The sequence below is a fragment of the Pseudogemmobacter sp. W21_MBD1_M6 genome (assembly GCF_052119585.1).
Classification (GTDB): Bacteria; Pseudomonadota; Alphaproteobacteria; order Rhodobacterales; family Rhodobacteraceae; genus JBGQOJ01.
Genome location: NZ_JBGQOJ010000035.1, coordinates 1 through 21,758 on the forward strand (window position 1 = coordinate 1; position 21,758 = coordinate 21,758).

Below are 21,758 nucleotides of genomic sequence, written 5' to 3' on the forward strand. Positions count from 1 at the left end.
CCGTAAGCGGAACGCACAGGCCAACATTCCCCTCACAAACACCACATACCCCGGCATCAGCGATGCGCGGGCCTGAAGGAGTTCTCTATGACGCCCTATGATATCGCCCGCACCTATATCGGCACGACCGAAGGCCCGGGGCCTGCGGACAATCCGAAGATCCTCGAGATGTATGCCACCATCGGTCAGGACTGGGTCGCACATGATGATGTGGCCTGGTGCGCAGCCTTTGTCGGGCACTGCCTCGAGCAGGCCGGTCCGGTCTGCGCTCGACGCGGAAACTGACGGCGCGGTCCTATCTGGAGTGGGGCGTGCCGGTGGAGCTGGCGGAGGCGCAACAGGGCGACATTTTCGTGTTCCGGCGGGGATCCTCCGAATGGCAGGGCCATGTCGGGTTCTTTGTCGCGCAATCCGGCCAGATGATCGAGGTGCTGGGCGGCAACCAGTCCGACGCGGTCAGCATCAAGCGCTATGCGGCGTCGAAGCTGCTTGGTGTGCGCCGGGCCGGCAATGTCGCCCCCCGCGTGACGATGAGCACAGCGCAGGTGCAGACGGCGATCGCCGGGCTGGGCTATCACGAGGTCGGCCACGCGGACGGAATCCTGGGCAGCCGCACCCGCGGCGCGATCCTGGGTAGCCACCCCGCTATTCCGCCGGGAAAAACTTATGTTTACGAGTTCGATCTCGTGAAAAGCGGGACGTTCATGTATCACCCACATGCCGACGAGATGGTACAGATGGCGATGGGGATGATGGGGATGTTCATCGTCCATCCCAAAGATCCGACATTCATGCCGGTAGACCGCGATTTCCTGATCATGCTGAATGCCTATGACCTTGATCCGGGCACCTATGTGCCCCGGATCATGACTATGACAGATTTCAACCTGTGGACCTGGAACAGCCGTGTCTTTCCGGACATTGACCCGTTGGTCGTGAACAAGGGCGACAAGGTTCGGGTGCGTGTCGGCAATCTGACAATGACGAACCACCCGATCCACATGCATGGCTATGACTTCAAGGTGACCTGCACAGACGGGGGCTGGGTGCCTCCGTCTGCGCAATGGCCAGAGGTGTCGATCGACATTCCGGTCGGCGCGATGCGTGCCTATGAATTCGTGGCCGATCATCCGGGCGACTGGGCGATCCACTGCCACAAGTCACACCATACCATGAACGCAATGGGCCACGATGTTCCGACCTTCATAGGGGTCGACAAGGCAAAGCTGACGCAGAAAATCCGGAAGTTCCAACCGGAATACATGCCTATGGGCACTGCCGGAATGGCGGATATGGGCGAGATGGAGATGCCGCTTCCCGACAACACCACGCCAATGATGACGGGCTGGGGGCCTTATGGCCCGATCGAGATGGGCGGCATGTTCTCGGTTGTCAAAGTGCGCGAGGGCATCGGCGCCGACGACTACGCAGACCCCGGCTGGTACGAGAACCCACCCGGAACACAGGCCTATGAATGGACTGGAGAGCTTCCTGACTTTTCCAGCTCGAACAGTCCCAAAACGCAACTCACGGTAAAGCCTTCGGGCAGCGTCGTTAAAGGCTAACCCACCTCCGGGAAAAACCCGGAAAATCTAGGAAAGAGCAGCATGAAACAGCTTCTACTGAGCACAGCACTGGTTTTGTCGGCGAACGCCGCCTCGGCCGCCGGATCCCATTCGGGTGGCCACATGGACATGATGTCCATTGGCGGGGAAGGCGCGCAAAAGGCTGTGACCAAAACGGTCGACATCATCATGAAGGAGACTGACGACGGAAAATATGTTTTCGAGCCCTCCGATCTGACTTTCAAAGCCGGTGAAACAGTGCGCTTCAACATCAAGAACATAGGCGAGCAGGTCCATGAATTTGTCATGGACGAGTTCGAGAAGAACGTCGAACACAAGGCGATGATGGAGAAGTTTCCAGAGATGGAGCACGACGATCCAAACGCGATCCGTCTTGAACCGGGCATGCAAGGCGAGATCGTCTGGACCTTCGCCAATACCGGTTCATTCGAATTTGCCTGTCTGATCCCCGGTCACTACGAGGCAGGCATGCATGGCCCGCTGAGCGTCAGCGAATAATCCACTTCATTCCAACGTAACAAAGGAAAACCAAAATGACATTCTTCAAAATAAGCTCTTTGGCCGCGACAGTGCTCGCGGTTTCCGTCTCATTCGCATCGGCGGCCACGTTCACCAAAGGAACCGTGAAGAAAATTGACGAAAAGGCGGGAAAAGTCACGATCATCCACGAGGAACTCGTCGATCTAGGAATGCCGGCAATGACAATGGTCTTCCGTCTCGCAAACAACGAGATGCTGCCAAAACTCTCGGAAGGCCAAAACATCGAGTTCGTTGCCGACCGGGTGAAGGGGAAACTGACAGTCGTAGAGCTGAAGTAATCTTCTTGACTGGAACTGCCGGGCCCCTGCACGCGGGTCCGGCAACTTTGGGTCTTTCAACGCACCGCTTGGTGTCCTGACAGACCTGTCAGACGTTTAAGGACATAGACATGAACCGATCCATTTCCATCCTCGCTACGCTGGCGATCCTAGCCACTGGCGTCTATCTGATTTTTGTATCTCCACAGGAACAAGACGCGTCCCTCACCCCTGCGCGGTCTGGGGCGGCAATGGTGAACGTAAAACTTCCGACTCTGACGGGCAACCAGATTTTGGGCGAAACGGCATATAACGGGACATGCGCAGCATGTCATGGTCCCAGTGGCGCGGGGCAAGACGGCGTCGCGCCTCCGCTTGTCCACAAAATCTATGAACCGAACCACCACGCGGATTTCTCGTTCCAGATGGCCGTGCAAAACGGTGCGCAGGCGCACCACTGGCCCTTCGGCAACATGCCTCCGCAATCCGGTTTGACCAAGTCGGATGTCGCCAACATCATTGCCTACGTCCGCGCCTTGCAAAGAGCGAATGGCATCCAATAAGCTGCGCGTTGTGCTCGACGCACTCAGGGAACAATACGACCACGATGAACTTTATGAAAAATCTCGATATTGCAGTCACGCGACTGATCAATGGCATGTCCGGGCACAGCCTGGTGCTTGACACCCTGATGATTTGGATGTCCGCAGCAGGCATCCCCCTGCTCGTCGCCTTGGTCGCCCTGCAATAGTGGGTCAAAGTCGACATGCCGAGCACTCGGCATGTGTTGGTCGGGGCGGGAATTGCGTTCTGTCTGGGACTTGGTGTCAACCAGATCGTCCTGCTGTTCGTCTACCGGATTCGTCCATATGTCGATGGTGTTTCAAACCTGCGTCATGAGGTGCTGATTTTCTGTCTCAAGCTCTTTCAGCCGCTTGAGCTGATCACGGTTCATGCCGCCATATTCCTTGCGCCATCGATAGTAGGTTTGAATTGTTACACCGATTTGCCGAACAGCCTCGGAAACTGACTTTCCCTACCCTTGTAAAACTTCAAACTGCCGAAGCTTCAGCACGATATCTTCCGGCTTTTCTCGTTTTCCAGTCATCGCTTAGCCCTCCTAAAACGGGACAACTATATCCCAATTGGTGGACCACTTCAGTGGGGGCATTCCATGACAAGACCGTACAAGGTTCTCAGGGGTATTCACCAAGGCGTGACCCAAGAAACAACGCGGTGCTTCGTCAGTCCAAATCCAAAGCAAAACTTGTTTTGTTGCGGAGGAGGTTGGTGTGTTCTAAGGTCGATCCATAATGTAATACGCTATTGTATTGGGCTTTATGGTTTTTCTGAACTTCCTGAAAACAAAGGTTGAGGATAAAAAGACTCTGCTCGAGCGGTGTCTGTCGGTTGATCTCGAAGTCAACCCCAAGACCGCCCAGATCTTCGACATGGCTGCGGTGCGGTTCGGGAACGGGCCCGCGATTGTGCCGTCCAAGGGCAAGATCAAACATGGCCTCGATCAACTCGAAAAAGCCTTAGCGAAAACGCCGCATGTGGTCGGCCACAATATCTTGCGCCATGATATTGAGCATTTGCTGGCAGCGCGACCACGGCTGGCAGCTAAAATGGCTGCACCCATCGATACTCTTTGGCTTAATCCGCTGGCATTTCCACGCAACCCGTACCACCATCTTGTGAAGCACTATCACGATGGGCGCTTGCAGGTGGGGCATGTGAACGATCCCGAGCAAGATGCGCGTCTTGTTTTCGAGGTGCTGCAAAATCAGATCAATGCATTGACTAAGCTTGCCACACAATCGCCTGATACCTTGCTGGCCTATCATTACCTTGCGACCCGCCTAGACCGCGCCGATGGGTTTGACGCGTTTTTCAGGGACATCCGCAAGTCACCTCTGCCCGATCGCGCCACAGCACTTGCTGCGATCAACACGATTCTTGCGGGCAAAGCCTGTGGCGCACAGGTGGCGCCTGTCATTGAAAAACTGTCAGACCCAAAGATGGGCTGGCCGATGGCCTATGCGCTTGCATGGATTTCTGTCTCGGGGGGCGAGTCTGTAATGCCGCCTTGGGTGAGGGCCAGTTTCCCCGAAGCGGCCCTGATCGTGCGTGCGCTACGCGATACCAATTGCGGCAATAGCGCATGCAACTGGTGCGCCGAGATGAACAACCCTGTTGGTGCACTTCGGAAATGGTTCGATTTTGAAGGCTACCGTCCTCACCCCGTGGATATCGACGGAAAGCCCCTGCAAGAGGTCATTGTGGCGCAAGCCATGCTGCACGCGAATGTACTTGGTATCTTGCCCACTGGCACTGGCAAATCGGTTTGCTATCAGGTGCCTGCACTTAGCCTATATGATAAGGCTGGGGCGCTGACGGTGGTTATTTCGCCACTGGTGGCGCTTATGGCCGATCAGGTGCAAGGGATGGAACGCGCGGGGATTTCGTCTGCGGTGACCATTAACGGCATGCTATCCATGCCCGAACGTCAAGATGCGCTGGACCGTGTGCAAATGGGCCAAGCCGCGATCTTGCTGATCTCGCCAGAACAGTTGCGCAGTGTCTCGATCCGTTCGGTGTTGGCACAGCGCGAAATAGGGTTTTGGGTGCTGGACGAGGCGCATTGCGTCTCGAAATGGGGGCACGACTTCCGGCCCGATTACCGCTACATCGGGCGCTTCATACGTGAATTCTCGGGTGACGCGAAACCCGCGCCGGTGCTGTGCCTGACGGCCACCGCCAAACCCGAGGTCGTGCGTGACATTACCGAGCATTTCCGCGAGCGTCTTGATATCGAGCTGGGGCTATTCGATGGCGGCGCCACGCGCACCAACCTAACGTTCTCGGTGCTGGCGACCACGAGGGGCAGCAAGCTTGGGGATATCCTGACAGCGGTGTCCGCGCGTCTGTCCGTTGGCGAAAAATCGGGGGCCGTGGTCTATTGTGCGACCCGCAAGGAAACAGAACGCGTTGCGGACTTTCTAAAAATCCAAGGTCTTGCCGCCGAGCATTTCCACGCAGGCCTAACAGCCGACGACAAGCAGGCTGTGCAAGAGCGCTTTCGCGTGGGTGATTTGCGCGTGATTGCGGCCACAAATGCCTTCGGCATGGGCATCGACAAGCCGGATATTCGTCTCGTGGTCCATGCTGACATCCCGGGATCACTGGAAAACTACTTGCAAGAGGCAGGCCGAGCTGGGCGTGACAGAGCGGCTGCCGAATGTGTGCTTCTCTATCATTCAGACGATGTCGAACGGCAGTTTTCACTCACCGCACGCTCGCGCCTCGAACGCCACGAGATCGGTGCCATCCTTAAGGCGCTGCGCCGCATCGATGAACACACGCGCAATAGTGGCAAGGTCGTCGCAACCCCGGGTGAAATTGTGCGCGAGGAGAAAGACCGCGAGTTTGTGCGTGACAGCGCCGGCGATGATACTCGCGTCAAAACGGCCATTTCATGGCTTGAAGAAGCGGCGCTGGTCACACGCGAAGAAAACCGGGTGCAGGTGTTTCCGTCCTCGCTTTTGGTGCGCACGCTGGCCGAAGCCGAGGCCCGATTGAAGGGGGCCGAGATCACCCAAGCCCGGCGCACACAGCTTTTGACTATCGTGCGCCACGTGATGAACACGCACGCAGATCAGGGCATTTCGACGGATGAGCTGACCGATGTCAGCGGGCTTTCGCATCGGGCGCTGAGCAAGGCTATGGCGGATCTGGAAACCCTCGGCATCGCGCGAAATGACATCGCAATCACTGTCGCGGTGCATATCGGGGTCGAAAACCAGTCACGTCAACGCCTGACACGGGCAATGCGACTGGAAAAGGCACTTATAGATCAGATGCGCGAACAGGCGCCTGATGCTGACATTGGTGATCGTGCGCAGCTGGATATGGCGACGGCCAGCCAGCTCTTGCGCGGCGAGGGGCATGAAGATGCGAGCCCACATATCCTTGACCGCCTCTTGCGAAGCATCGGGCGGGATGGCCGCGACGCCGACGGCGGGCGCGGCAATATCCGCCTGCGCAAGTTGTCGAGCAAGACACTCGAAGTGGTTTTGCAACGCTCATGGCGAGTAGTAGACCAGACTGCCTCTTTGCGTTGGATGGCGGCCGAGAGACTCCTTGATTTTTTGACCGGCAAAGCTCCCGCAGGCATCCGCGGAAAGGATGTTCAGGTAACCCCGTCGTGATCTTCGAAGACAAGCTGATGTATAACGACAAGGCCCCTGTCCCCGAAGAGGAATACCTGATCCCCTTCGGCGTCGCCAACATAAAGCGCGAAGGCTCTGACATCACCCTGATCGGCACCTCCTCTATGGTTCAGGTCTGCGAGAAAGCTGCCGAAATTCTGGCCGCCGAAGGCATCAGCGCAGAAGTCATCGACCCGCGCACCATCGTGCCGCTGGACGAGGCCGCACTGCTCAAATCGGCCCGCAAGACCTCTCGCGTGATCGTCGTGGACGAAGGCCACCAAAGCTATGGCGTGACTGGTGAGATTGCGAGCCGGATCAACGAGAAAGCCTTTTATCATCTGGACGCGCCCGTGCTGCGCATGGGGGCCATGGATGTTCCGATCCCCTTCAGCCCCGCGCTGGAAGATGTCACCGTGCCAACGCCCAAGGCCGTGGCCGATATGGCGCGGAAGCTCGTCGCCGGGGAGATGATCAATGCCGCTTGACGTCATAATGCCAGCACTCGGGATGGCACAAGACACAGGGCTGATTGTTGCATGGCACAAACAACCGGGCGATGCGGTCAAGGAAGGTGACATCCTGTTCGAAGTCGAGACCGACAAGGCGACCATGGAAGTCGAGGCGCAAGGCGCAGGTTTCCTGGCCGATGTTACAGTTGAGGCGGGGACAGAGGTGCCTGTTGGCAACGTGATCGCTCGCATCTCTGACAGTGCCACAAACATTACCCCAACGCCGCAGAACAAGCCTGCTGTCACAAAGGATCTGCCCGAGGGCAAGCCTGTGATCATGCCGACCCTTGGCATGGCGCAGGACACCGGCCTTCTGGTCGCATGGCAGAAAAAGCCTGGCGACGCGGTGAAGGCGGATGACGTGCTGTTCGAGGTGGAGACGGACAAGAGCACCGTCGAAGTGAATGCCGGTTTCGATGGCTTTGTCGCAGCTTTTCTGGCCGAGGCAGGGGAAGACGTGCCGGTTGGACAGACTATCGCCATCATCTCCGCCAGCGCTCCGGCCAATCCGGTCAGCCGAAGCGCGGCGTGGTCCCCGGCGCCTGCTGCCGCCCCCAAGGCAACAGATGCTGCGGCCATGCCCGCCAAGGCACCAAAACCTGCATCGGCACGAGTGCCCGTTTCAGCAGCGGGCGGGCGGATCCTTGCCTCTCCCAAACTGCGCCGCCTTGCCCGCGAACAAGGGTTGGACCTGTCTTACCTTATTCAGGCCGGACATCCGCAGCCCTACCATGTGAAAGATCTCGCCGTTCTCAAAGCGCTGCCCGCACAGCAAGCAAAGGGGACTGTTCAGGTCGCCCGCCGCCTGACGGCAGATCTTGCGATTGACGGGTTCATCGAGTTTTCATCCTGGGCGGCGAAACACGCTGATTTGCGTGACACTCCGGCCCTGCTCGCTGGTCTGTGCGCCGCCAGCCTTGGCCGCGAGGTTGTTGTCGCTGTCGAAACCTTCGGAGAGAGCAGGGCCTACGCCGCCACAGCACAGCTTGGTGCCGCCGCGCCCAGCGACGAAGCGCCCGCCCTGCGGATACGGGATCTGCGGTTCACGCCGATTTCAACCGTGTACCTTGGCGCAGAGGATGTCCCAACCCTGACCCTGACGAGGTCCGGGGGCGGTCTTTCCATCACGCTTGAATATGCTGGCGCGCAATTGGATGCGCCGGATGCCATCACCCTTCTATCCAACTTCGCAGGACGGATGGAGCAACCACTCCGCCACCTGCTCTGATCAATCGGAGACCGACCATGGACTACACCGATCTCTATATCGACGGCCAATGGCGCGAAGGCGCGTCGGCGACACGGTTCGACGTTTTGAACCCCGCCACCGAACAGGTAATCGCCTCTGTCGCCTCTGCTGAAATTGCCGATGCCGACGCAGCCCTTGACGCCGCAGAAGCCGCGATGAAGGAGTGGGCCGCACGCACCCCGCGTGCACGCTCTGAAGTGCTGCGCAAGGCATGGGAATTGATGACCGCCCGCCTTGGCGATTTTGCCCACCTGATCACGCTTGAAAACGGCAAGGCCCGCGCCGACGCGATGGGCGAAGCCACTTATGCCGCAGAGTTTTTCCGCTGGTTCGCCGAAGAAGCCGTGCGCGCAGATGGCATCCTCATGCATGCTCCCGCCTCGGGCGCGCGGATCATCGTGCAGCACAAGCCTGCCGGCATCGCGGTTCTGATTACGCCGTGGAATTACCCAGCTGCTATGGGTACGCGCAAGATCGCACCAGCCTTGGCCGCTGGCTGCGCCGTGATCATCAAACCCGCATCAGAGACGCCCCTGACCATGCTGGCTCTTATGCCTCTTTTGGAAGAGGCGGGCGTGCCCAGGGGTCTGGTCAACGTGTTACCCTCCAAGCGTACCGGCGCGCTGGTCGATCATATGTTGCATGACCCCCGCGTGCGGGTCGTCAGTTTTACCGGTTCTACCGCTGTGGGTCGCAAGCTGTTGTATTCGGCGGCCGATCAGGTTCTCAAACCGGCGATGGAACTGGGCGGAAACGCGCCCTTGATTGTATTCGAGGATGCCGATCTTGATGTCGCGGTCGAAGGCACCATGCTTGCCAAGATGCGCAACCTTGGCGAGGCCTGCACCGCCGCCAACCGCATCTATGTGCATGAATCTGTGGCCGAAGCCTTTACCGTCAAACTCTCTGCGGCCATGAGCGCGCTCAAAGTCGGTGATGGCACGGATCCTTCGGTCGATGTTGGTCCCTTGGTCAACGCCGACACCCGCAACAAGGTTGCCGCCTTTGTGGCAGATGCCGTGTCCAAAGGTGCAAAGATCGAATGTGGCGGCACCACGCCCAACGGCATCGGTTTCTTCTACCCGCCCACCGTGATCTCGAATGTCCCCGAAAACGCGGACTGCGTGCATGACGAAATCTTTGGCCCCGTCGCGGCCATTCAGACCTTCACCGACCAAGAGGACGTGATCACCCGTGCCAATAACACTGAATACGGGCTGGTCGCTTATGTCTTCTCTGAAGACATGAAGCGCGCGCTGCAGGTTTGCGAACGGTTGGAGTTCGGCATGGTTGGCCTGAACCGGGGTTTGGTGTCCGATCCGGCCGCGCCGTTTGGCGGGGTCAAGCAGTCCGGTCTGGGCCGTGAGGGCGGGCATGAAGGCATGCTCGAATTCATGGAAACTCAGTATATTTCGGCCAGCTGGTGAGAGATGAAATGAGTGACATTATCGCCGCCCCATCCGTTCGGTCCCTTGCCCGCCAAAAGGGCATCGACCTGAAAAAACTAGCCCGAGACCTTGGGCGCAGCACCATCGTCCGAGAGGACCTTTTGGTCGGGGCCCCCTGCTCTGCCCAAAGCAACGATGCGGCCTATTGGGATGTAGACCATGAGCAATATGGTCTCGTCACCGAAGAACCGATGAGTCGCTTTGCCCAGCTGGCTGCTGGCAATCTCGCTGCGGCCAATGCGTCGATACCTCAGGTCACCCATCATGACCGCGCCGATGTCTCGGCGATAGAGGCGTTGCGCGCCCAACTCAAACCCGAGGCGCAGGCGCGTGGGGTCAAGCTGACCGCGCTGGCCTTTCAGATCAAAGCACTGGCCTGCGCCCTGCGCGATTTCCCGCGCTTCAATGCCTCGCTCAGTCCTGATGGCAAGACCCTGATTCTCAAGGAATATATACACATCGGCATTGCGGTGGATACGGCCCATGGTCTGATGGTGCCTGTGATACGCGACGCCGATAAAAAAGGGCTTTGGCACATCGCAGCCGAGATTGGCGATCTCGCCTTTCGCGCCCAGTCGCGCAAAGTGAGACCCGATGAGATGGGTGGTGCCTCCATGACCATCACCAATCTCGGCGGTATCGGTGGTATGGCCTTCACCCCGATTGTTAATCCGCCCGAACTTGCCATTCTGGGACTGACCCGCAGCGAGATCACACCTGTCTGGGATGGCGACGCCTTCCGTCCGGTTCCGATGATCCCGCTGGATCTGAGCTATGATCACCGCGTCATAAACGGTGCAGACGCCGCGCGTTTTGTCAGCCACCTAGCTGGCCTTTTGGCCGAGCCGCGCCGGATGATGATCTAGAAAAGGACGACTTATGACCAAACATGCCGATTTCATTGTCATCGGAGCTGGCCCAGGAGGATATGCCTGCGCTTTTCGGGCGGCCGACCTGGGGCGCAAGGTGGTTCTGGTGGATCCTCGGGCCACATTGGGAGGCGTTTGCCTGAATGAAGGCTGTATTCCATCCAAAACCTTGCTGCACGCCGCACAAGTGATCCGCGAAGCCCGCGAGTTGTCCAAGGACTGGGGCATCTCATTCGAGGTGCCAAAGATCAACCTCGACATCCTGCGCTCGAGAAAGGACAAGATCGTGGGCTCACTTACGGGCGGTCTGACTGGGCTTGCCGCCCGCCGCAAGGTTGAGACAATTCGAGGTACTGCAACATTCACTGGCGCAAACAGCCTTGATATCGACGGTGAGGACTGGACTTTTGATCAGGCTGTGATCGCTGTCGGCTCCTCTCCTGTCCAGCTTCCGGGCTGGCCTGACGATCGGCGCATCTGGGACAGCACGGCGGCATTGGAGTTGCGGGAGGTGCCAAAAGAGCTGGCCATCGTTGGAGGCGGGATTATCGGCCTGGAAATGGCGACGGTCTACAGCGCATTGGGCGCCCATGTCACCGTCATTGAACTGGCAAATCAAATCGCGCCAGACGCAGACGCCGATGCTGTGCGCATCTTGCATGCAGCACTTGAGGCGCAGGGCGTTACAGTCCACACCTCGACCAAGGTCAGCGCGGTCAAGGCAACAACCAAGGCAGTGGTGTTGACCTGCGAGGGGAATTTCGATGGCACACTCACCGCAGCCGCTGTTATTCAATCGGTCGGGCGCAAATCCAACGGACCAACGGTTGCGCCTGAAAGAGCTGGCGTCGAAATTGACGCGCGCGGAATCATCGCTGTGGACAAGACCTGCCGTACCAACATCGACAGCATCTTCGCAATTGGTGATGTGACCGGCAATCCGATGCTCGCACACCGCGCAACGCATCAGGGCCATGTCGCCGCTGAGGTCGCTTGCGGCCATACAGCTGCGCTCGATACGACCCTGATTCCCTCTGTCGCCTATACCAGTCCCGAACTTGCCTGGGTTGGTCAAACCTCGGCTCAGGCAAAGGCGGCTGGCAGAGTACATAAGGTCACGAGCTTCCCTTGGGCCGCGAGCGGACGCAACCTCGCCTCTGGAGGTGGTGACGGTTTGACAAAGCTGGTCTACTGCCCGGAAAGCCACCGCCTTCTTGGGGCAACATTGATCGGCCCCAATGCGGGAGAACTCCTGGCTGAATGCACGCTTGCCATCGAAATGGGGGCAACGCTGGAAGACATCGCCCTTTCTGTACACGCCCATCCTACCATGTCAGAAACTGTAGCATTCGCGGCTGAACGTGCATTAGGCATGCTGACGGACCTGTGAAAGTGCTTTCCCGAGAACAGACACTTGTCACAGGTGATAGCAGAGGAACCGGAAGATGCCATTGCCGTGGCAATAGTTCAGGCCAACTCTCAAGCGATCGGATCAGGAGGGGGCATCCACGCCATCAACAGAGCCCCCGGCAGGTGATGTTTGCATCACCGAGAGGGCATCCCGCCATACTTCGCCCGCCACTTAATGGGATGGATGTCTCTCCCGCCATCAGCGAAGCTGGTCTTGTCACGTATCGGCGGAAAACTGGGCCGCGACAACGCTGCTGCACCGCACCCGCATCGTTGACCGGTTCTTCGATCACCTTGTGAAAACTGAGGCCATCGACCGCAACCCCGTCACCGCCTTGCGCCAGGCATGCAATATCAAGCAGTGCATGCCGGTCTGGCGCGCTCTGGCATCGCGAAATCCGGAAAAGGCCCTTGCCGAGTTGCGCCAGCCCCGGCCGTTCGGCAGCGTGCTGGGAGCGGTTTTGGCTGAGCACGTCGCGCTGATGCGGAACCGAGGATACAAATACACGTCACAGTCTGCGCGGTTATTGAGATTCGACCGTTTCTTGCAGCTGAACCCGGCGCTCCAGGAGCAACCGATCGGGGTGATACTCGATCATTGGACGGCTGCGAAATCCACGCGCAATCACGCCGCCGAATGTGAAAATCTCAGGCGTGTCCTCACGAAGATCTTCCATCGTCAGGATCCATCGACCCCATTCCGCCGGCCGGACCCGCGACCGCAGAAAGAAGTGGTCAAGCAGTGGCGCAAGCCCCACATCCATTCGCCAGACGATGTCCGGCGGATGCTCGACATCGCTCGTTCCTACCCGTCACCACGGGCACCGCTTCGCCCGCTGACGATCTATACCATGCTGGTGTTGGCCTATTGTGCAGGCTTGCGGCGGGGCGAGCTTGCCCGTCTCGATCTTGGCGACGTTGATCTTCAGGACGGCACGATCACGGTGCGGCAGACAAAGTTCTTCAAAACCAGAATCCTGCCGCTGCCCAACAGCGTGGTGGTCGAGCTTCGAGCCTATATCAAAGCCCGACGCCGTGCCGGCGCATCGCAGGATCCATGTTCGGGTCTGTTCTGGCACGGACAGGGCCGCACCCGCAGGTACACGCCGGAAATGGTCACCTGGCTGCTTAGTGACATCATGCGGCGCGCAGAGTTGAAGCCACGGCAAGGGCGAACCGGGCCGCGCGTTCATGATCTACGCCACTCGATGGTCGTGAACCGAATTTTGGAATGGTACGAAGCGGGCATCAATCCGCAGGATCGCCTGCCGTTCCTCGCGACTTACCTTGGGCATCGGGATATTAACTCGACCTTGGTCTACATCACCGTCACGCAGGATCTGCTGCATCACGCCAACGAACGGTTCAGGACCGTGGGCGCCCCATGCCTCGACCTTGGGCGCGAGGTGAGGTCATGAACAAAACCAACCCGTTCCCGAACCTGATGCGCGCGTTCTTCCACGAATGGCTTGTTGAACAGCGCAACGCGTCCGTCCATACGGTCCGATCCTACCGCGATACATGGCGGCTGTTCCTGAGGTTCACCGCACAACGCGCGAAAACGACGGTTGCGAAGATAGCGCTGGCCGATCTGACTGCCAGCGATGTTGTTGCCTTCCTGAGGTACGCTGAACAGGAGCGCGGCGGCACGATTGGCACACGCAACTGCCGGCTTGCAGCGATCCGCAGCTTCTTCAACTTCGTAGCGACCAGAGATCCCGCAGCGATCGCTCAATGCTCGGAAATCCTCAACATCCCGGTCAAACGGGCACCGGTATCGGAACCTTGCTATCTGGAACCGACGGAAATAGCAGCGATCCTTGCCCAACCAGACCGTTCGACCGTTGAGGGCATGCGCGATCACGCGCTGCTCTCGTTCCTTTACAACAGCGGGGCCCGAATACAGGAAGCGCTCGATCTGTGCCCCGATATGATCCGGTTCGATAGCCCAGGTTGCGTGCGTCTGACGGGCAAGGGCCGCAAGGAACGCATTTGCCCGCTCTGGCCGGAAACCGTGCTACTGTTGAAAAAGCTGTTGGAGCGAAAACCGCGAGCATCGGACCAGCGGCTGTTCGTGAACCGCTATGGCGAGCCGCTCAGCGCCTCGGGCGTCCGGTTCAAGCTGGCGATTTATGTGAAGGCCGCGGCAGAAACCGTACCATCGCTGCGCAGCAAGCATGTGACGCCGCACAGCTTCCGCCACGCCACCGCCGTCCACCTTGTCTCGGCAGGCGTCGACGTCACAGTCATCCGCAACTGGCTTGGCCACGTGAGCCTCGACACCACCAACCACTACGCAAACGCCAATCTGGAAACGAAGCGAAAGGCACTGCAACAGGTTAGTCCTCCGGCAGCGGGAGTTCATCCACCGTCATGGAAACGGGATGCGAGCCTACTCGCCTGGCTCGACACGCTCTGAAATAATGCGGAGGAACGTGGATGGAAACGCCTCAAAACAGCACATCTCCGCACGTTCCTCCGCATTATGGCCACCTGATGATAAGTAAAGCATCAAAAGAACGATCAGAACGATGCCGAGGCCATTTGTACCGCATTGATGCTTCCGAACATGAAGTTCGTGCCAACCAAGTCAGAAGAACAACAGGACATTCAGGCCCTGCATCGGGCGCGCCGCCGCCTCGTCAATCACAGGACCGCACTCGTGAGCCAAATGCGGGGCCTGCTGTTGGACCGCGGCATACCGATCGCTTTATCGATCGGACGGGCACGGCGGGCCATCCCAGAGATACTTGAGAACCAGACGAACGGGCTGAGCGCAATGAGTCGGGAGATCATTGGCGACTTGTTCGACTTCTTGGGACAGATTGATGCTCAGATCACAACCTTCGACCGCCGCATTGATGCGGTGTTCAAGTCCAATGAGGATTGTCGCCGGATTGCACGCATCTGCGGTGTCGGTCCAAAGACGGCGACAGCTGTTGTTGCAGCTGTGGGTGACGGTCAAGAGTTCAAAAACGGTCGGCATCTGGCCGCATGGATGGGCTTGGTTCCACGACAACACTCGAGCGGCGACAAGAGGCTGCTTATGGGGATCAGTAAACGCGGAGACAGACATCTCCGAACCCTGTTGATCCACGGCGCCAGATCAGTGGTCCGCGTCGCACAGCGAAAGACAGACCCATTCAGTCAATGGATAAACAGTCTTCGGGAACGACGGGGCATGAACCGCGCCATCGTCGCCGTTGCCAACAAGAACGCTCGGATCATCTGGGCGATGCTGAACAAAAATGAGGAGTTCCGCGCCCACGCTTAAGCGCGAGACAAGGATTGCAAGACGACCAAAGAAATGAACCGACCGGCAAACTCCGGTGTGTGAGGAACCTGGCTTTTATAATGGCCTGCTGAGGCCGACCATTTGTTGAGGCTCACCACGCGGAATTCCCATTTGGGCGCACCATCGAACGGTGACGCCGGATAGATGTTTGCAACCTGGGACCTGGCGGCGGAACAGATCAGCGAAAATCTTGCAATGGGAGAGACATCCATAGATGTAGAAGGATGCATTGCTCATGCCATGCTCGCGGCAAAGCTCGGCTACCGGCACGCCGCCTTCAGCCTGGCGCAGGATCGCAAGGATATGGGGTTCAGTGTATCTGCTTGTCATCTTCATCTGAATTTCCTAATGCATACTGGCAAGAAAATTCTACTTTCGCAGCCCCTTAATTTCGGGGGGGGATTACCGGATGACGCCTACGAAGAAATCCTCGACAAATGTGACGACTCCGAGCGCGACGTCTCCAAGGAGAAAACTGCGAACCACTATACCTATGCCAAACTCGAGGAGAACGACGTCGGCCTCAAGAAGCTCTAGGGCAGCCTCGGTCTGCTCATCGCAGGCGTCTTGTGTCCGCGCGACGGTTAGTTCAGGCGAAGAAGGTAAGTCGCCAGCCAAACCACGCCCGCGTTCTGAACACACCAAGGCAGCGCTCTGCAATCGGCGTTCAGAATATGCAGACGGATCAACATAAGTTAGCGGCCCCAAATTAAATCCATCCGCAGGTTGTGAATTTATCCCGTTTGATGATAGGTGTGACACTGCGCTTTTGGGCACCGAGGTTCGGTCCATATCTATCGCAACACGCTGCTAGGGGTCTGCACGCAGTCCCGTATATTCTGGCAGCGAACAAAGTGCGCGTGCCCATATTTATCGGCCGCGCATCAAGACCGGGCATTCACCGGCAGGAAACGAACAACAAAGGCTGTGCATCCGGGTGCTGTCACTGGACATGCTTCTTTGCGTGCCCATGCGCGCGCCGGGTCGGCCGTATTTGTTTCTGTAAAAGCGGCGCGCCCGAGGACTTTACGCGGGTGCGTTTGCACGAAAGAGGGAACGAAAAATGACGAGAATGACAGTGCTCATGGCCAGTGCCGCCATCATTGCGATGACTGCACCCGTTGCCAGCGCCGATTCACCCGATCCAATCGTGATCCCGATCCACAATTGGTCCAGCCAGAATGTGATGAGCCATGTTGTCGGACAGATATTCGATTCCATTGGCAACAGCGTCGAATACGTTTCGACCGACAGTCAGGCTGTCTACGAGTCGATCCGGCTGGGGGACGTCGCTCTTGAGGTCGAGGTCTGGGAAGGCGCATATGGTGCCTCGTTCGACGCCGCTGTTGAAAAGGGCGGTGTTCACGCCGTCGGCGAACATGATGCCGTGACGCGCGAGGACTGGTGGTATCCGCTATGGACCAAAGAAGCCTGTCCCGGCTTGCCAGATTGGCAGGCCCTGAACGCCTGCGCCGCGCTTTTTGCCACGCCGGAAACTGGCGACAAGGGGCGGTTCCTGGGTGGGCCAGTTGACTGGCTGAAACACGATCAGGAGCGGGTCGACGCGCTAGGCATGGATTTCGTTGTGATCAACGCCGGTTCGGCTGCGGCGCTCTGGGCATCGCTCGCTGCGGCGGAACGTACGCGCAAGCCGATAGTGCTGTTCAACTGGACGCCAAACTTTGCCGAAGCGGTGTGGCCCGGCGAATTCGTGGAATTCCCCGAGTGGGTGGCAGGCTGCAATACCGATCCGTCGATCGGGCCGAACCCTGACGTGACCTACGACTGCGGAAATCCTGCAGATGGTTACCTCAAAAAGGCCGCCTGGGATGGCATGAAGGATAAGTGGCCGACGGCCTATGCGGTTCTGTCCAATGTTAGTTTCACCAATCCGCAGATCGCCGAAATGGCGCGGCTGGTCGACATTGACGGCATGGAGCCGGAAGACGCGGCGGCCCACTGGCTTGATCAGAACGTGGACATCTGGACCGCCTGGACCAACTGAGACAGCCCACAAGCAGCACTGTATCCCTCCGGCCCGTGCCGGGCGGATACCTCTGAAACCGCTAGAAGGACTGCCCATGATCGTGCAACAACCCGTCATCTCGTGCCAGAATGTCTGGAAACTCTTCGGTCCTGCACCGACAGGCTATATGTCGGCCCTGCAAGAGGTTCCTGATCCGGAGACAATCCGGGCCGCCGGATATGTCACGGCGGTGCGGGACGTGACGCTGGATGTCATGAAGGGTGAGATTCTGGTGATCATGGGATTGTCGGGGTCGGGAAAGTCTACGTTGCTGCGCTGTATGTCGCGGCTTCTGGATGTTTCGGATGGGTTGATCGAGGTCGAGGGGCAGGATCTTGGCGCCCTGTCCGAGCGCGGGCTGATCGAACTTCGGCGCAACAAGATGGGCATGGTGTTCCAGAATTTCGGGCTACTGCCGCACCGCACCGTTCTGGGCAATGTCTCTTTTCCGCTCGAGATGCGCGGCCAGAACCGGCATGCTTGCCATGACCGTGCACTGGAAGTGATCGAGCTTGTCGGCCTTGCCGGCCGCGAGAACCATTTTCCGCATGAATTGTCGGGCGGCCAACAACAACGCGTCGGGATCGCACGCAGCCTCGCCATCGAACCTGATATCTGGTTTCTGGACGAACCGTTCTCGTCCCTCGACCCGCTGATCCGAAGTGAGATGCAAGAGGAGTTCATGCGGCTTCAGGCCGTGTTGGGCAAGACCATCGTCTTTATCACCCATGACTTCGACGAAGCGTTGCGCCTCGCGGACCGGATTGCGATCATGAAAGACGGGGTCGTTGAACAGTGCGACACGCCGGAACGGATCGTGCTTGAGCCCGCGACGCCCTATATCGCAAAATTCACCGAAAACATCGACAAGGCCCGTGTCGTGCGCGCGGGCGGGATGATGGTGCAGGGCCTTCCTGGTACCCTGCCCAAAGGCGAGGCGGTTTTTGCGGACAGCACGATCCAGAATCTTGCCCGGATGCTGGTGGATGATGATCGCGACAGCCTGCCGGTCCAGGCGCCCGATGGCAAGATCATCGGCATACTGGACAGGCAGGACGCCCTTGACCTTGTGGTGGGCTCCCGTCCGTGAGCGGAGCCGCTGCCCATGTTGCGGTGTCGGCAGGCCGCTTTGTGCGACTGAGGGTTGTCATTGTCCTGATTGCCGCAGCCATCGCGATGGCGTTGGGGCGCGGGATGCTGCCCGACGGATTGATCCGCCCGCCCGATTGGATGATCCTGCCGCTGGCTGACTGGATCAACGCGCTTTTTGACTTTCTGCGCGATGACCTGGGCCTGCTCGGCGTCACGCGCAGCGTCGCCGACGGCGTCGAGTGGTTGCTAAATATCACGGCGAACCTGCTTTATGGCAAGAACCGGTGGCCCTGGCTGGGGCCGATCCCTTGGTCGGTCATTGCTGTCACGGCCGCCGTCGTAGCCTATGCTTTGGGCGGCATAAGGCTGGCTGTGATGGCGGGCGGTACGTTCGTGTGGATTGCCTTGATGGGGCAGTGGAAATGGGCGATGGAGACACTGTCTGTGATCATCGTCGCCGCACCCGTCTCGGTCATGCTTGGCCTGCTGGTAGGTATCGCGGCCTGGCGCTGGCGCCGACTGGCGGCGGTGCTGAACCCGATCCTCAACATCGCGCAATCGCTGCCGCATTTTGCCTACATGATTCCGGTCGTTGTTTTCATCGGAGTGGGGCCAAAGGCGGGGGCGATCGTGACGATCATCTTTTCCATCCCGCCGATGATCCGCATGACATTACTCGGGCTTCGAAAGGTACCCGATGAGGTCGTTGAAAGCGGTAAGATGTGCGGCGCGACGGGCTGGCAGCTATTGCTGCGCACCCGCATACCGACGGCCCGCTCGGATATTCTGATCGGGGTCAATCAGGTCATCATGCAATGTCTGGCCATGGTGGTATTGGCCAGCTTCATCGGAATGCCCGGGCTGGGGCAGAAGCTGTTGCAACTGTTGCAGGCGCTGAGGATCGGCCAATCGGTCGAGATCGGTTTGACGATAGTGCTGCTGGCCATCACCCTTGACCGCTGCACAAGGGCATGGGCGCTGCGCCAGCCAGCGCATGTGACCCTCGGCACCCCCTGGCATGAACGCAACCGCCTGCCCTTGATATGGCTGGCACTGGCGACACTGGCGAGCGTTCTGTCGCAGCTTTTCCCGTTTCTTGCCGAAGTCGAACGCGGGCAAAGCTTCTCTGTCGCAGGGGTGATAGATGCGGCAATGGACCACGTCATCGTCGCGATATATCCGGTGACAAACTGGCTGCACTGGTTCCTGATCGTCTGGGTTTTTGTCCCGATCCGCGATGCTTTTCTGTGGATGCCCTTCGCGGCGGTGCTGTCGCTTCTTGCCGCCCTCGGCTATGCGGTCGGCGGTCGTCGTTCTGCGCTGATCTGTCTGGTCTTCTTCGGCTATATCGCCATTTCAGGCTGGTGGGACCGCACGATGATCACCGTTTATACGGTCGTGGTCTCGGTCGCGATCGCTGCCATCCTAGCCTTCCCGACGGCCATATGGGCAGCAGGCAGCGCCGCAAGGTCACGCAGGGTTCTGTTGGTCTGCGATTCATTGCAGACCTTTCCCAGCTTCATCTACCTGATCCCGATGATCATGTTGTTTGGCGTGAATGATGTGGCAGTGGTCGGTGCCGTGGTCGTTTTCGCCGCGATCCCTTTGGTCCGCTATACGGTCGAGGGATTGCGAGGTGTACCCCTGGCGATGGTAGAAGCTGCGGGAATGTCCGGCGCGACCCGGCGGCAGACCCTACGGCATGTCCTCCTGCCGATTGCGCTGCCGACGATCATGGTGGGGGTCAATCAGGCGGTGATGTTCTCACTGTTCATGGTCATCATTGCGGCCTTCATCGGCACGCAGGATCTGGGTCAGGAAATGCAGCGGGCTCTTTCGTCGGCCGATGTCGGCAAGGGTCTGGTGCTTGGCCTTGCCGTCGCGACCATCGGGCTGATGGTGGATCATCTGATAATGAAATGGGCAAGTTCTGTGACACCCGCCACGTAACCGCTGGGCGGTTATTCATCACTCCAGTGACATGCGTCAATTCGCCGCAGGAGCACGCTCGGGGACAGCCCAGTGGCCGCTGGAAGGATTGCCGTGCCCCGTCTCCAGGACATGGTAAATGATTTCGGCGACCTCGGGGGCGATCGGGGTGCTAGCGTTGAAATCCAGATAGATATCGCGCATGGCCCAGCTTCCTTTCCGTTGTCGCTCTGCCCAAGTCAGGGCTTGTAGGCCGCGTCCTGCTGCCAACCGGTAAAGCCGGTCTGCATCACCACGACATTCGACCGTCCCGCCACACGCAGCGCGAAGGCGGCCTGCGCCGACAGGCTGCCGGTGTTGCAGAAGAGGATGGTCCTGCGGTCCTCGGGTATCTCGTCGATCCGGTCGAGCACTTCGCGCCACTCGATATTGATGGCGCCGGGGATCGTGCCCTCATCGAACTGCTCCGCGTCGCGGGTGTCGACGAAGAGCGCGGTCTCGAACACGGTCTGGTCGAGTTGCTGGGGCAGGATGATGCCGGACTCGTAGTCCGAGAACATCATGTATTCCTGCATGGCGTCGATGGCTGCGTCCTGCGCCAGTGCGGGTGCCGCATGGACGCCAAGCGCGACTGTCGCCGCCAAAAGAAGGTGTTTCAGGTTCATCCGGTTTCTTGGTGTTCAGGTGTTCTGCGCGTGCCAGCCGTTCGTTCCGCCTTCGAGCCAGACGGCGTCCGGGTGGCCGAGCCTGTTCAGCATTTCCGCCCCTCTGCGGACCGCCCGCCGCCCTTGCCGCAGATGGTCACGGGCGTCTTGCCAGAAGGGAGTTCACCCGCTCGGCCTTCAAGTTCGGCCAGCCGGATATGGACGGCGCCCGTAACGTGGGCAACGGCGTAGTCCTCGGCGTCGCGGACGTCGATCAGGTGGAAGCGTTCAGGATCGGCCACGAGGGCGGCGAGCTTCAGCGTCTGAGCCATCAGAACACCAGGACCCTGTCGGCGGCGAACGTCGCCTGCGCGAGTTCGTCCATCGTCGAGCGTGTTACCCCTTCCATCATGTCGCCCTCGGCGAGGCCGCGGGCGTCCATGCAGGTGCCGCACATCAGAACGCGGCCCTTGGCAGTGAGGACGCGGTGGATCATCCGCTCGAGATTGTAATAGCCGTCCGGCGTCTTCTGCCCGGCCTTGGCACACAGCACGGCGTCGGCCATCAGGAAGACAGTGATTTCAGCCTCGGGGTCATTTTTGGCCAGTGCATGGGCCATGCGCAGGCCGTTGAAGCTGCGCTCGGTGCCGTAGGGCGGGTCGTTCATCAGGATCAGATGTTTCATTGTCG

21 protein-coding genes and 4 pseudogenes are annotated in these 21,758 nt (G+C 59.0%); 19 read left to right on the forward strand and 6 right to left on the reverse strand.

Annotation, left to right across the window (positions count from 1 at the left end):
• The first annotated feature begins 87 nt into the window (after positions 1–87).
• From ACEN2R_RS19245 to ACEN2R_RS19270, 6 genes are all read left to right on the forward strand, one after another.
• Positions 88–285 (forward strand): hypothetical protein, encoded by a 198-nt coding sequence (locus ACEN2R_RS19245; protein ID WP_442044363.1) that lies wholly within the window; start codon positions 88–90, stop codon positions 283–285.
• 26 nt (positions 286–311) lie between these two features.
• Entirely contained in the window at positions 312–1,565 is a 1,254-nt protein-coding gene (locus ACEN2R_RS19250; RefSeq protein ID WP_442044365.1) for a multicopper oxidase domain-containing protein, read from the forward strand.
• Between the two features lie 42 nt (positions 1,566–1,607).
• Positions 1,608–2,084 carry a cupredoxin domain-containing protein gene (locus tag ACEN2R_RS19255; RefSeq protein WP_442044367.1) on the forward strand — a complete coding sequence of 159 codons (477 nt, stop codon included), beginning with the start codon at positions 1,608–1,610 and terminating at the stop codon, positions 2,082–2,084.
• A gap of 35 nt (positions 2,085–2,119) precedes the next feature.
• Positions 2,120–2,404: a copper-binding protein gene (locus tag ACEN2R_RS19260; protein WP_442044368.1), complete on the forward strand. Its 285-nt coding sequence runs from the start codon at positions 2,120–2,122 to the stop codon at positions 2,402–2,404.
• 110 nt (positions 2,405–2,514) lie between these two features.
• Positions 2,515–2,946 (forward strand): c-type cytochrome, encoded by a 432-nt coding sequence (locus ACEN2R_RS19265; protein WP_442044370.1) that lies wholly within the window; start codon positions 2,515–2,517, stop codon positions 2,944–2,946.
• Between the two features lie 53 nt (positions 2,947–2,999).
• A complete protein-coding gene (locus tag ACEN2R_RS19270) occupies positions 3,000–3,134 on the forward strand; it encodes a hypothetical protein (RefSeq protein WP_442044372.1) in 135 nt (44 codons plus the stop codon).
• 147 nt (positions 3,135–3,281) lie between these two features.
• On the opposite strand, the pseudogene ACEN2R_RS19275 reads toward ACEN2R_RS19270, so the two are convergent.
• A pseudogene (locus ACEN2R_RS19275) lies at positions 3,282–3,491 on the reverse strand (transposase); the annotation flags it as partial.
• A 343-nt stretch (positions 3,492–3,834) separates the two neighbouring features.
• Between ACEN2R_RS19275 and ACEN2R_RS19280 the strand changes: the two are divergent.
• The 9 genes and pseudogenes from ACEN2R_RS19280 to ACEN2R_RS19320 form a co-directional block, all read left to right on the forward strand.
• Positions 3,835–6,582 (forward strand): annotated as a pseudogene (locus tag ACEN2R_RS19280) (RecQ family ATP-dependent DNA helicase); the annotation flags it as partial.
• Between the two features lie 8 nt (positions 6,583–6,590).
• The gene (locus tag ACEN2R_RS19285; protein ID WP_442044374.1) at positions 6,591–7,082 is read left to right on the forward strand and encodes an alpha-ketoacid dehydrogenase subunit beta; all 492 of its coding nucleotides are present in this window, start codon (positions 6,591–6,593) and stop codon (positions 7,080–7,082) included.
• Positions 7,072–8,334, forward strand: a complete 1,263-nt coding sequence (locus ACEN2R_RS19290; RefSeq protein WP_442044376.1) for a biotin/lipoyl-containing protein — start codon at positions 7,072–7,074, stop codon at positions 8,332–8,334. The genes ACEN2R_RS19285 and ACEN2R_RS19290 overlap by 11 nt, the downstream gene beginning before the upstream one ends.
• A gap of 17 nt (positions 8,335–8,351) precedes the next feature.
• Positions 8,352–9,782 (forward strand): NAD-dependent succinate-semialdehyde dehydrogenase, encoded by a 1,431-nt coding sequence (locus tag ACEN2R_RS19295; RefSeq protein WP_442044377.1) that lies wholly within the window; start codon positions 8,352–8,354, stop codon positions 9,780–9,782.
• An 8-nt stretch (positions 9,783–9,790) separates the two neighbouring features.
• Positions 9,791–10,669 carry a 2-oxo acid dehydrogenase subunit E2 gene (locus tag ACEN2R_RS19300; protein ID WP_442044379.1) on the forward strand — a complete coding sequence of 293 codons (879 nt, stop codon included), beginning with the start codon at positions 9,791–9,793 and terminating at the stop codon, positions 10,667–10,669.
• A 13-nt stretch (positions 10,670–10,682) separates the two neighbouring features.
• Complete coding sequence (lpdA, locus tag ACEN2R_RS19305; protein ID WP_442044381.1) at positions 10,683–12,062, forward strand: dihydrolipoyl dehydrogenase; 1,380 nt, start codon at positions 10,683–10,685, stop codon at positions 12,060–12,062.
• A gap of 316 nt (positions 12,063–12,378) precedes the next feature.
• The gene (locus ACEN2R_RS19310; RefSeq protein WP_442044382.1) at positions 12,379–13,500 is read left to right on the forward strand and encodes a tyrosine-type recombinase/integrase; all 1,122 of its coding nucleotides are present in this window, start codon (positions 12,379–12,381) and stop codon (positions 13,498–13,500) included.
• The gene (locus tag ACEN2R_RS19315; protein WP_442044383.1) at positions 13,497–14,501 is read left to right on the forward strand and encodes a tyrosine-type recombinase/integrase; all 1,005 of its coding nucleotides are present in this window, start codon (positions 13,497–13,499) and stop codon (positions 14,499–14,501) included. The genes ACEN2R_RS19310 and ACEN2R_RS19315 overlap by 4 nt, the downstream gene beginning before the upstream one ends.
• 84 nt (positions 14,502–14,585) lie before the next feature.
• Positions 14,586–15,356: pseudogene (locus ACEN2R_RS19320) on the forward strand (IS110 family transposase); the annotation flags it as partial.
• A 237-nt stretch (positions 15,357–15,593) separates the two neighbouring features.
• On the opposite strand, the pseudogene ACEN2R_RS19325 reads toward ACEN2R_RS19320, so the two are convergent.
• Positions 15,594–15,707 (reverse strand): annotated as a pseudogene (locus ACEN2R_RS19325) (transposase); the annotation flags it as partial.
• 18 nt (positions 15,708–15,725) lie between these two features.
• Between ACEN2R_RS19325 and ACEN2R_RS19330 the strand changes: the two are divergent.
• The 4 genes from ACEN2R_RS19330 (at position 15,726) to ACEN2R_RS19345 (ending at position 20,445) form a co-directional block, all read left to right on the forward strand.
• Positions 15,726–15,914, forward strand: a complete 189-nt coding sequence (locus ACEN2R_RS19330; RefSeq protein WP_442044385.1) for a Chromate resistance protein ChrB — start codon at positions 15,726–15,728, stop codon at positions 15,912–15,914.
• Positions 15,915–16,449: 535 nt separating this feature from the next.
• Positions 16,450–17,382 (forward strand): ABC transporter substrate-binding protein, encoded by a 933-nt coding sequence (locus ACEN2R_RS19335; RefSeq protein WP_442044407.1) that lies wholly within the window; start codon positions 16,450–16,452, stop codon positions 17,380–17,382.
• Between the two features lie 76 nt (positions 17,383–17,458).
• Positions 17,459–18,493 carry a quaternary amine ABC transporter ATP-binding protein gene (locus ACEN2R_RS19340; RefSeq protein ID WP_442044386.1) on the forward strand — a complete coding sequence of 345 codons (1,035 nt, stop codon included), beginning with the start codon at positions 17,459–17,461 and terminating at the stop codon, positions 18,491–18,493.
• Entirely contained in the window at positions 18,490–20,445 is a 1,956-nt protein-coding gene (locus tag ACEN2R_RS19345; protein WP_442044387.1) for an ABC transporter permease, read from the forward strand. The genes ACEN2R_RS19340 and ACEN2R_RS19345 overlap by 4 nt, the downstream gene beginning before the upstream one ends.
• 36 nt (positions 20,446–20,481) lie before the next feature.
• On the opposite strand, the gene ACEN2R_RS19350 is transcribed toward ACEN2R_RS19345, so the two are convergent.
• From ACEN2R_RS19350 to ACEN2R_RS19365, 4 genes are all read right to left on the reverse strand, one after another.
• Positions 20,482–20,628 carry a hypothetical protein gene (locus tag ACEN2R_RS19350; protein ID WP_442044388.1) on the reverse strand — a complete coding sequence of 49 codons (147 nt, stop codon included), beginning with the start codon at positions 20,626–20,628 and terminating at the stop codon, positions 20,482–20,484.
• Positions 20,629–20,663: 35 nt separating this feature from the next.
• Complete coding sequence (locus ACEN2R_RS19355) at positions 20,664–21,089, reverse strand: rhodanese-like domain-containing protein (protein ID WP_442044390.1); 426 nt, start codon at positions 21,087–21,089, stop codon at positions 20,664–20,666.
• Between the two features lie 86 nt (positions 21,090–21,175).
• On the reverse strand, positions 21,176–21,400 hold the full coding sequence (locus ACEN2R_RS19360; protein WP_442044391.1) for a rhodanese-like domain-containing protein: 225 nt from the start codon (positions 21,398–21,400) through the stop codon (positions 21,176–21,178).
• Positions 21,400–21,753: a DsrE/DsrF/TusD sulfur relay family protein gene (locus ACEN2R_RS19365; protein ID WP_442044393.1), complete on the reverse strand. Its 354-nt coding sequence runs from the start codon at positions 21,751–21,753 to the stop codon at positions 21,400–21,402. The genes ACEN2R_RS19360 and ACEN2R_RS19365 overlap by 1 nt, the downstream gene beginning before the upstream one ends.
• Between the last annotated feature and the right edge of the window lie 5 nt (positions 21,754–21,758).

What these genes read in the sequence shown, in the direction of transcription:
- ACEN2R_RS19245 (WP_442044363.1), top strand. Translation starts at nt 88, where the DNA reads ATGACGCCCTATGATATCGCCCGCACCTATATCGGCACGACCGAAGGC.
- ACEN2R_RS19255 (WP_442044367.1), top strand. Translation starts at nt 1,608, where the DNA reads ATGAAACAGCTTCTACTGAGCACAGCACTGGTTTTGTCGGCGAACGCC.
- ACEN2R_RS19260 (WP_442044368.1), top strand. Translation starts at nt 2,120, where the DNA reads ATGACATTCTTCAAAATAAGCTCTTTGGCCGCGACAGTGCTCGCGGTT.
- ACEN2R_RS19265 (WP_442044370.1), top strand. Translation starts at nt 2,515, where the DNA reads ATGAACCGATCCATTTCCATCCTCGCTACGCTGGCGATCCTAGCCACT.
- ACEN2R_RS19270 (WP_442044372.1), top strand. Translation starts at nt 3,000, where the DNA reads ATGAAAAATCTCGATATTGCAGTCACGCGACTGATCAATGGCATGTCC.
- ACEN2R_RS19290 (WP_442044376.1), top strand. Translation starts at nt 7,072, where the DNA reads ATGCCGCTTGACGTCATAATGCCAGCACTCGGGATGGCACAAGACACA.
- ACEN2R_RS19295 (WP_442044377.1), top strand. Translation starts at nt 8,352, where the DNA reads ATGGACTACACCGATCTCTATATCGACGGCCAATGGCGCGAAGGCGCG.
- ACEN2R_RS19300 (WP_442044379.1), top strand. Translation starts at nt 9,791, where the DNA reads ATGAGTGACATTATCGCCGCCCCATCCGTTCGGTCCCTTGCCCGCCAA.
- lpdA (WP_442044381.1), top strand. Translation starts at nt 10,683, where the DNA reads ATGACCAAACATGCCGATTTCATTGTCATCGGAGCTGGCCCAGGAGGA.
- ACEN2R_RS19315 (WP_442044383.1), top strand. Translation starts at nt 13,497, where the DNA reads ATGAACAAAACCAACCCGTTCCCGAACCTGATGCGCGCGTTCTTCCAC.
- ACEN2R_RS19330 (WP_442044385.1), top strand. Translation starts at nt 15,726, where the DNA reads ATGCATACTGGCAAGAAAATTCTACTTTCGCAGCCCCTTAATTTCGGG.
- ACEN2R_RS19335 (WP_442044407.1), top strand. Translation starts at nt 16,450, where the DNA reads ATGACAGTGCTCATGGCCAGTGCCGCCATCATTGCGATGACTGCACCC.
- ACEN2R_RS19340 (WP_442044386.1), top strand. Translation starts at nt 17,459, where the DNA reads ATGATCGTGCAACAACCCGTCATCTCGTGCCAGAATGTCTGGAAACTC.
- ACEN2R_RS19350 (WP_442044388.1), bottom strand. Translation starts at nt 20,628, where the DNA reads ATGCGCGATATCTATCTGGATTTCAACGCTAGCACCCCGATCGCCCCC.
- ACEN2R_RS19355 (WP_442044390.1), bottom strand. Translation starts at nt 21,089, where the DNA reads ATGAACCTGAAACACCTTCTTTTGGCGGCGACAGTCGCGCTTGGCGTC.
- ACEN2R_RS19360 (WP_442044391.1), bottom strand. Translation starts at nt 21,400, where the DNA reads ATGGCTCAGACGCTGAAGCTCGCCGCCCTCGTGGCCGATCCTGAACGC.
- ACEN2R_RS19365 (WP_442044393.1), bottom strand. Translation starts at nt 21,753, where the DNA reads ATGAAACATCTGATCCTGATGAACGACCCGCCCTACGGCACCGAGCGC.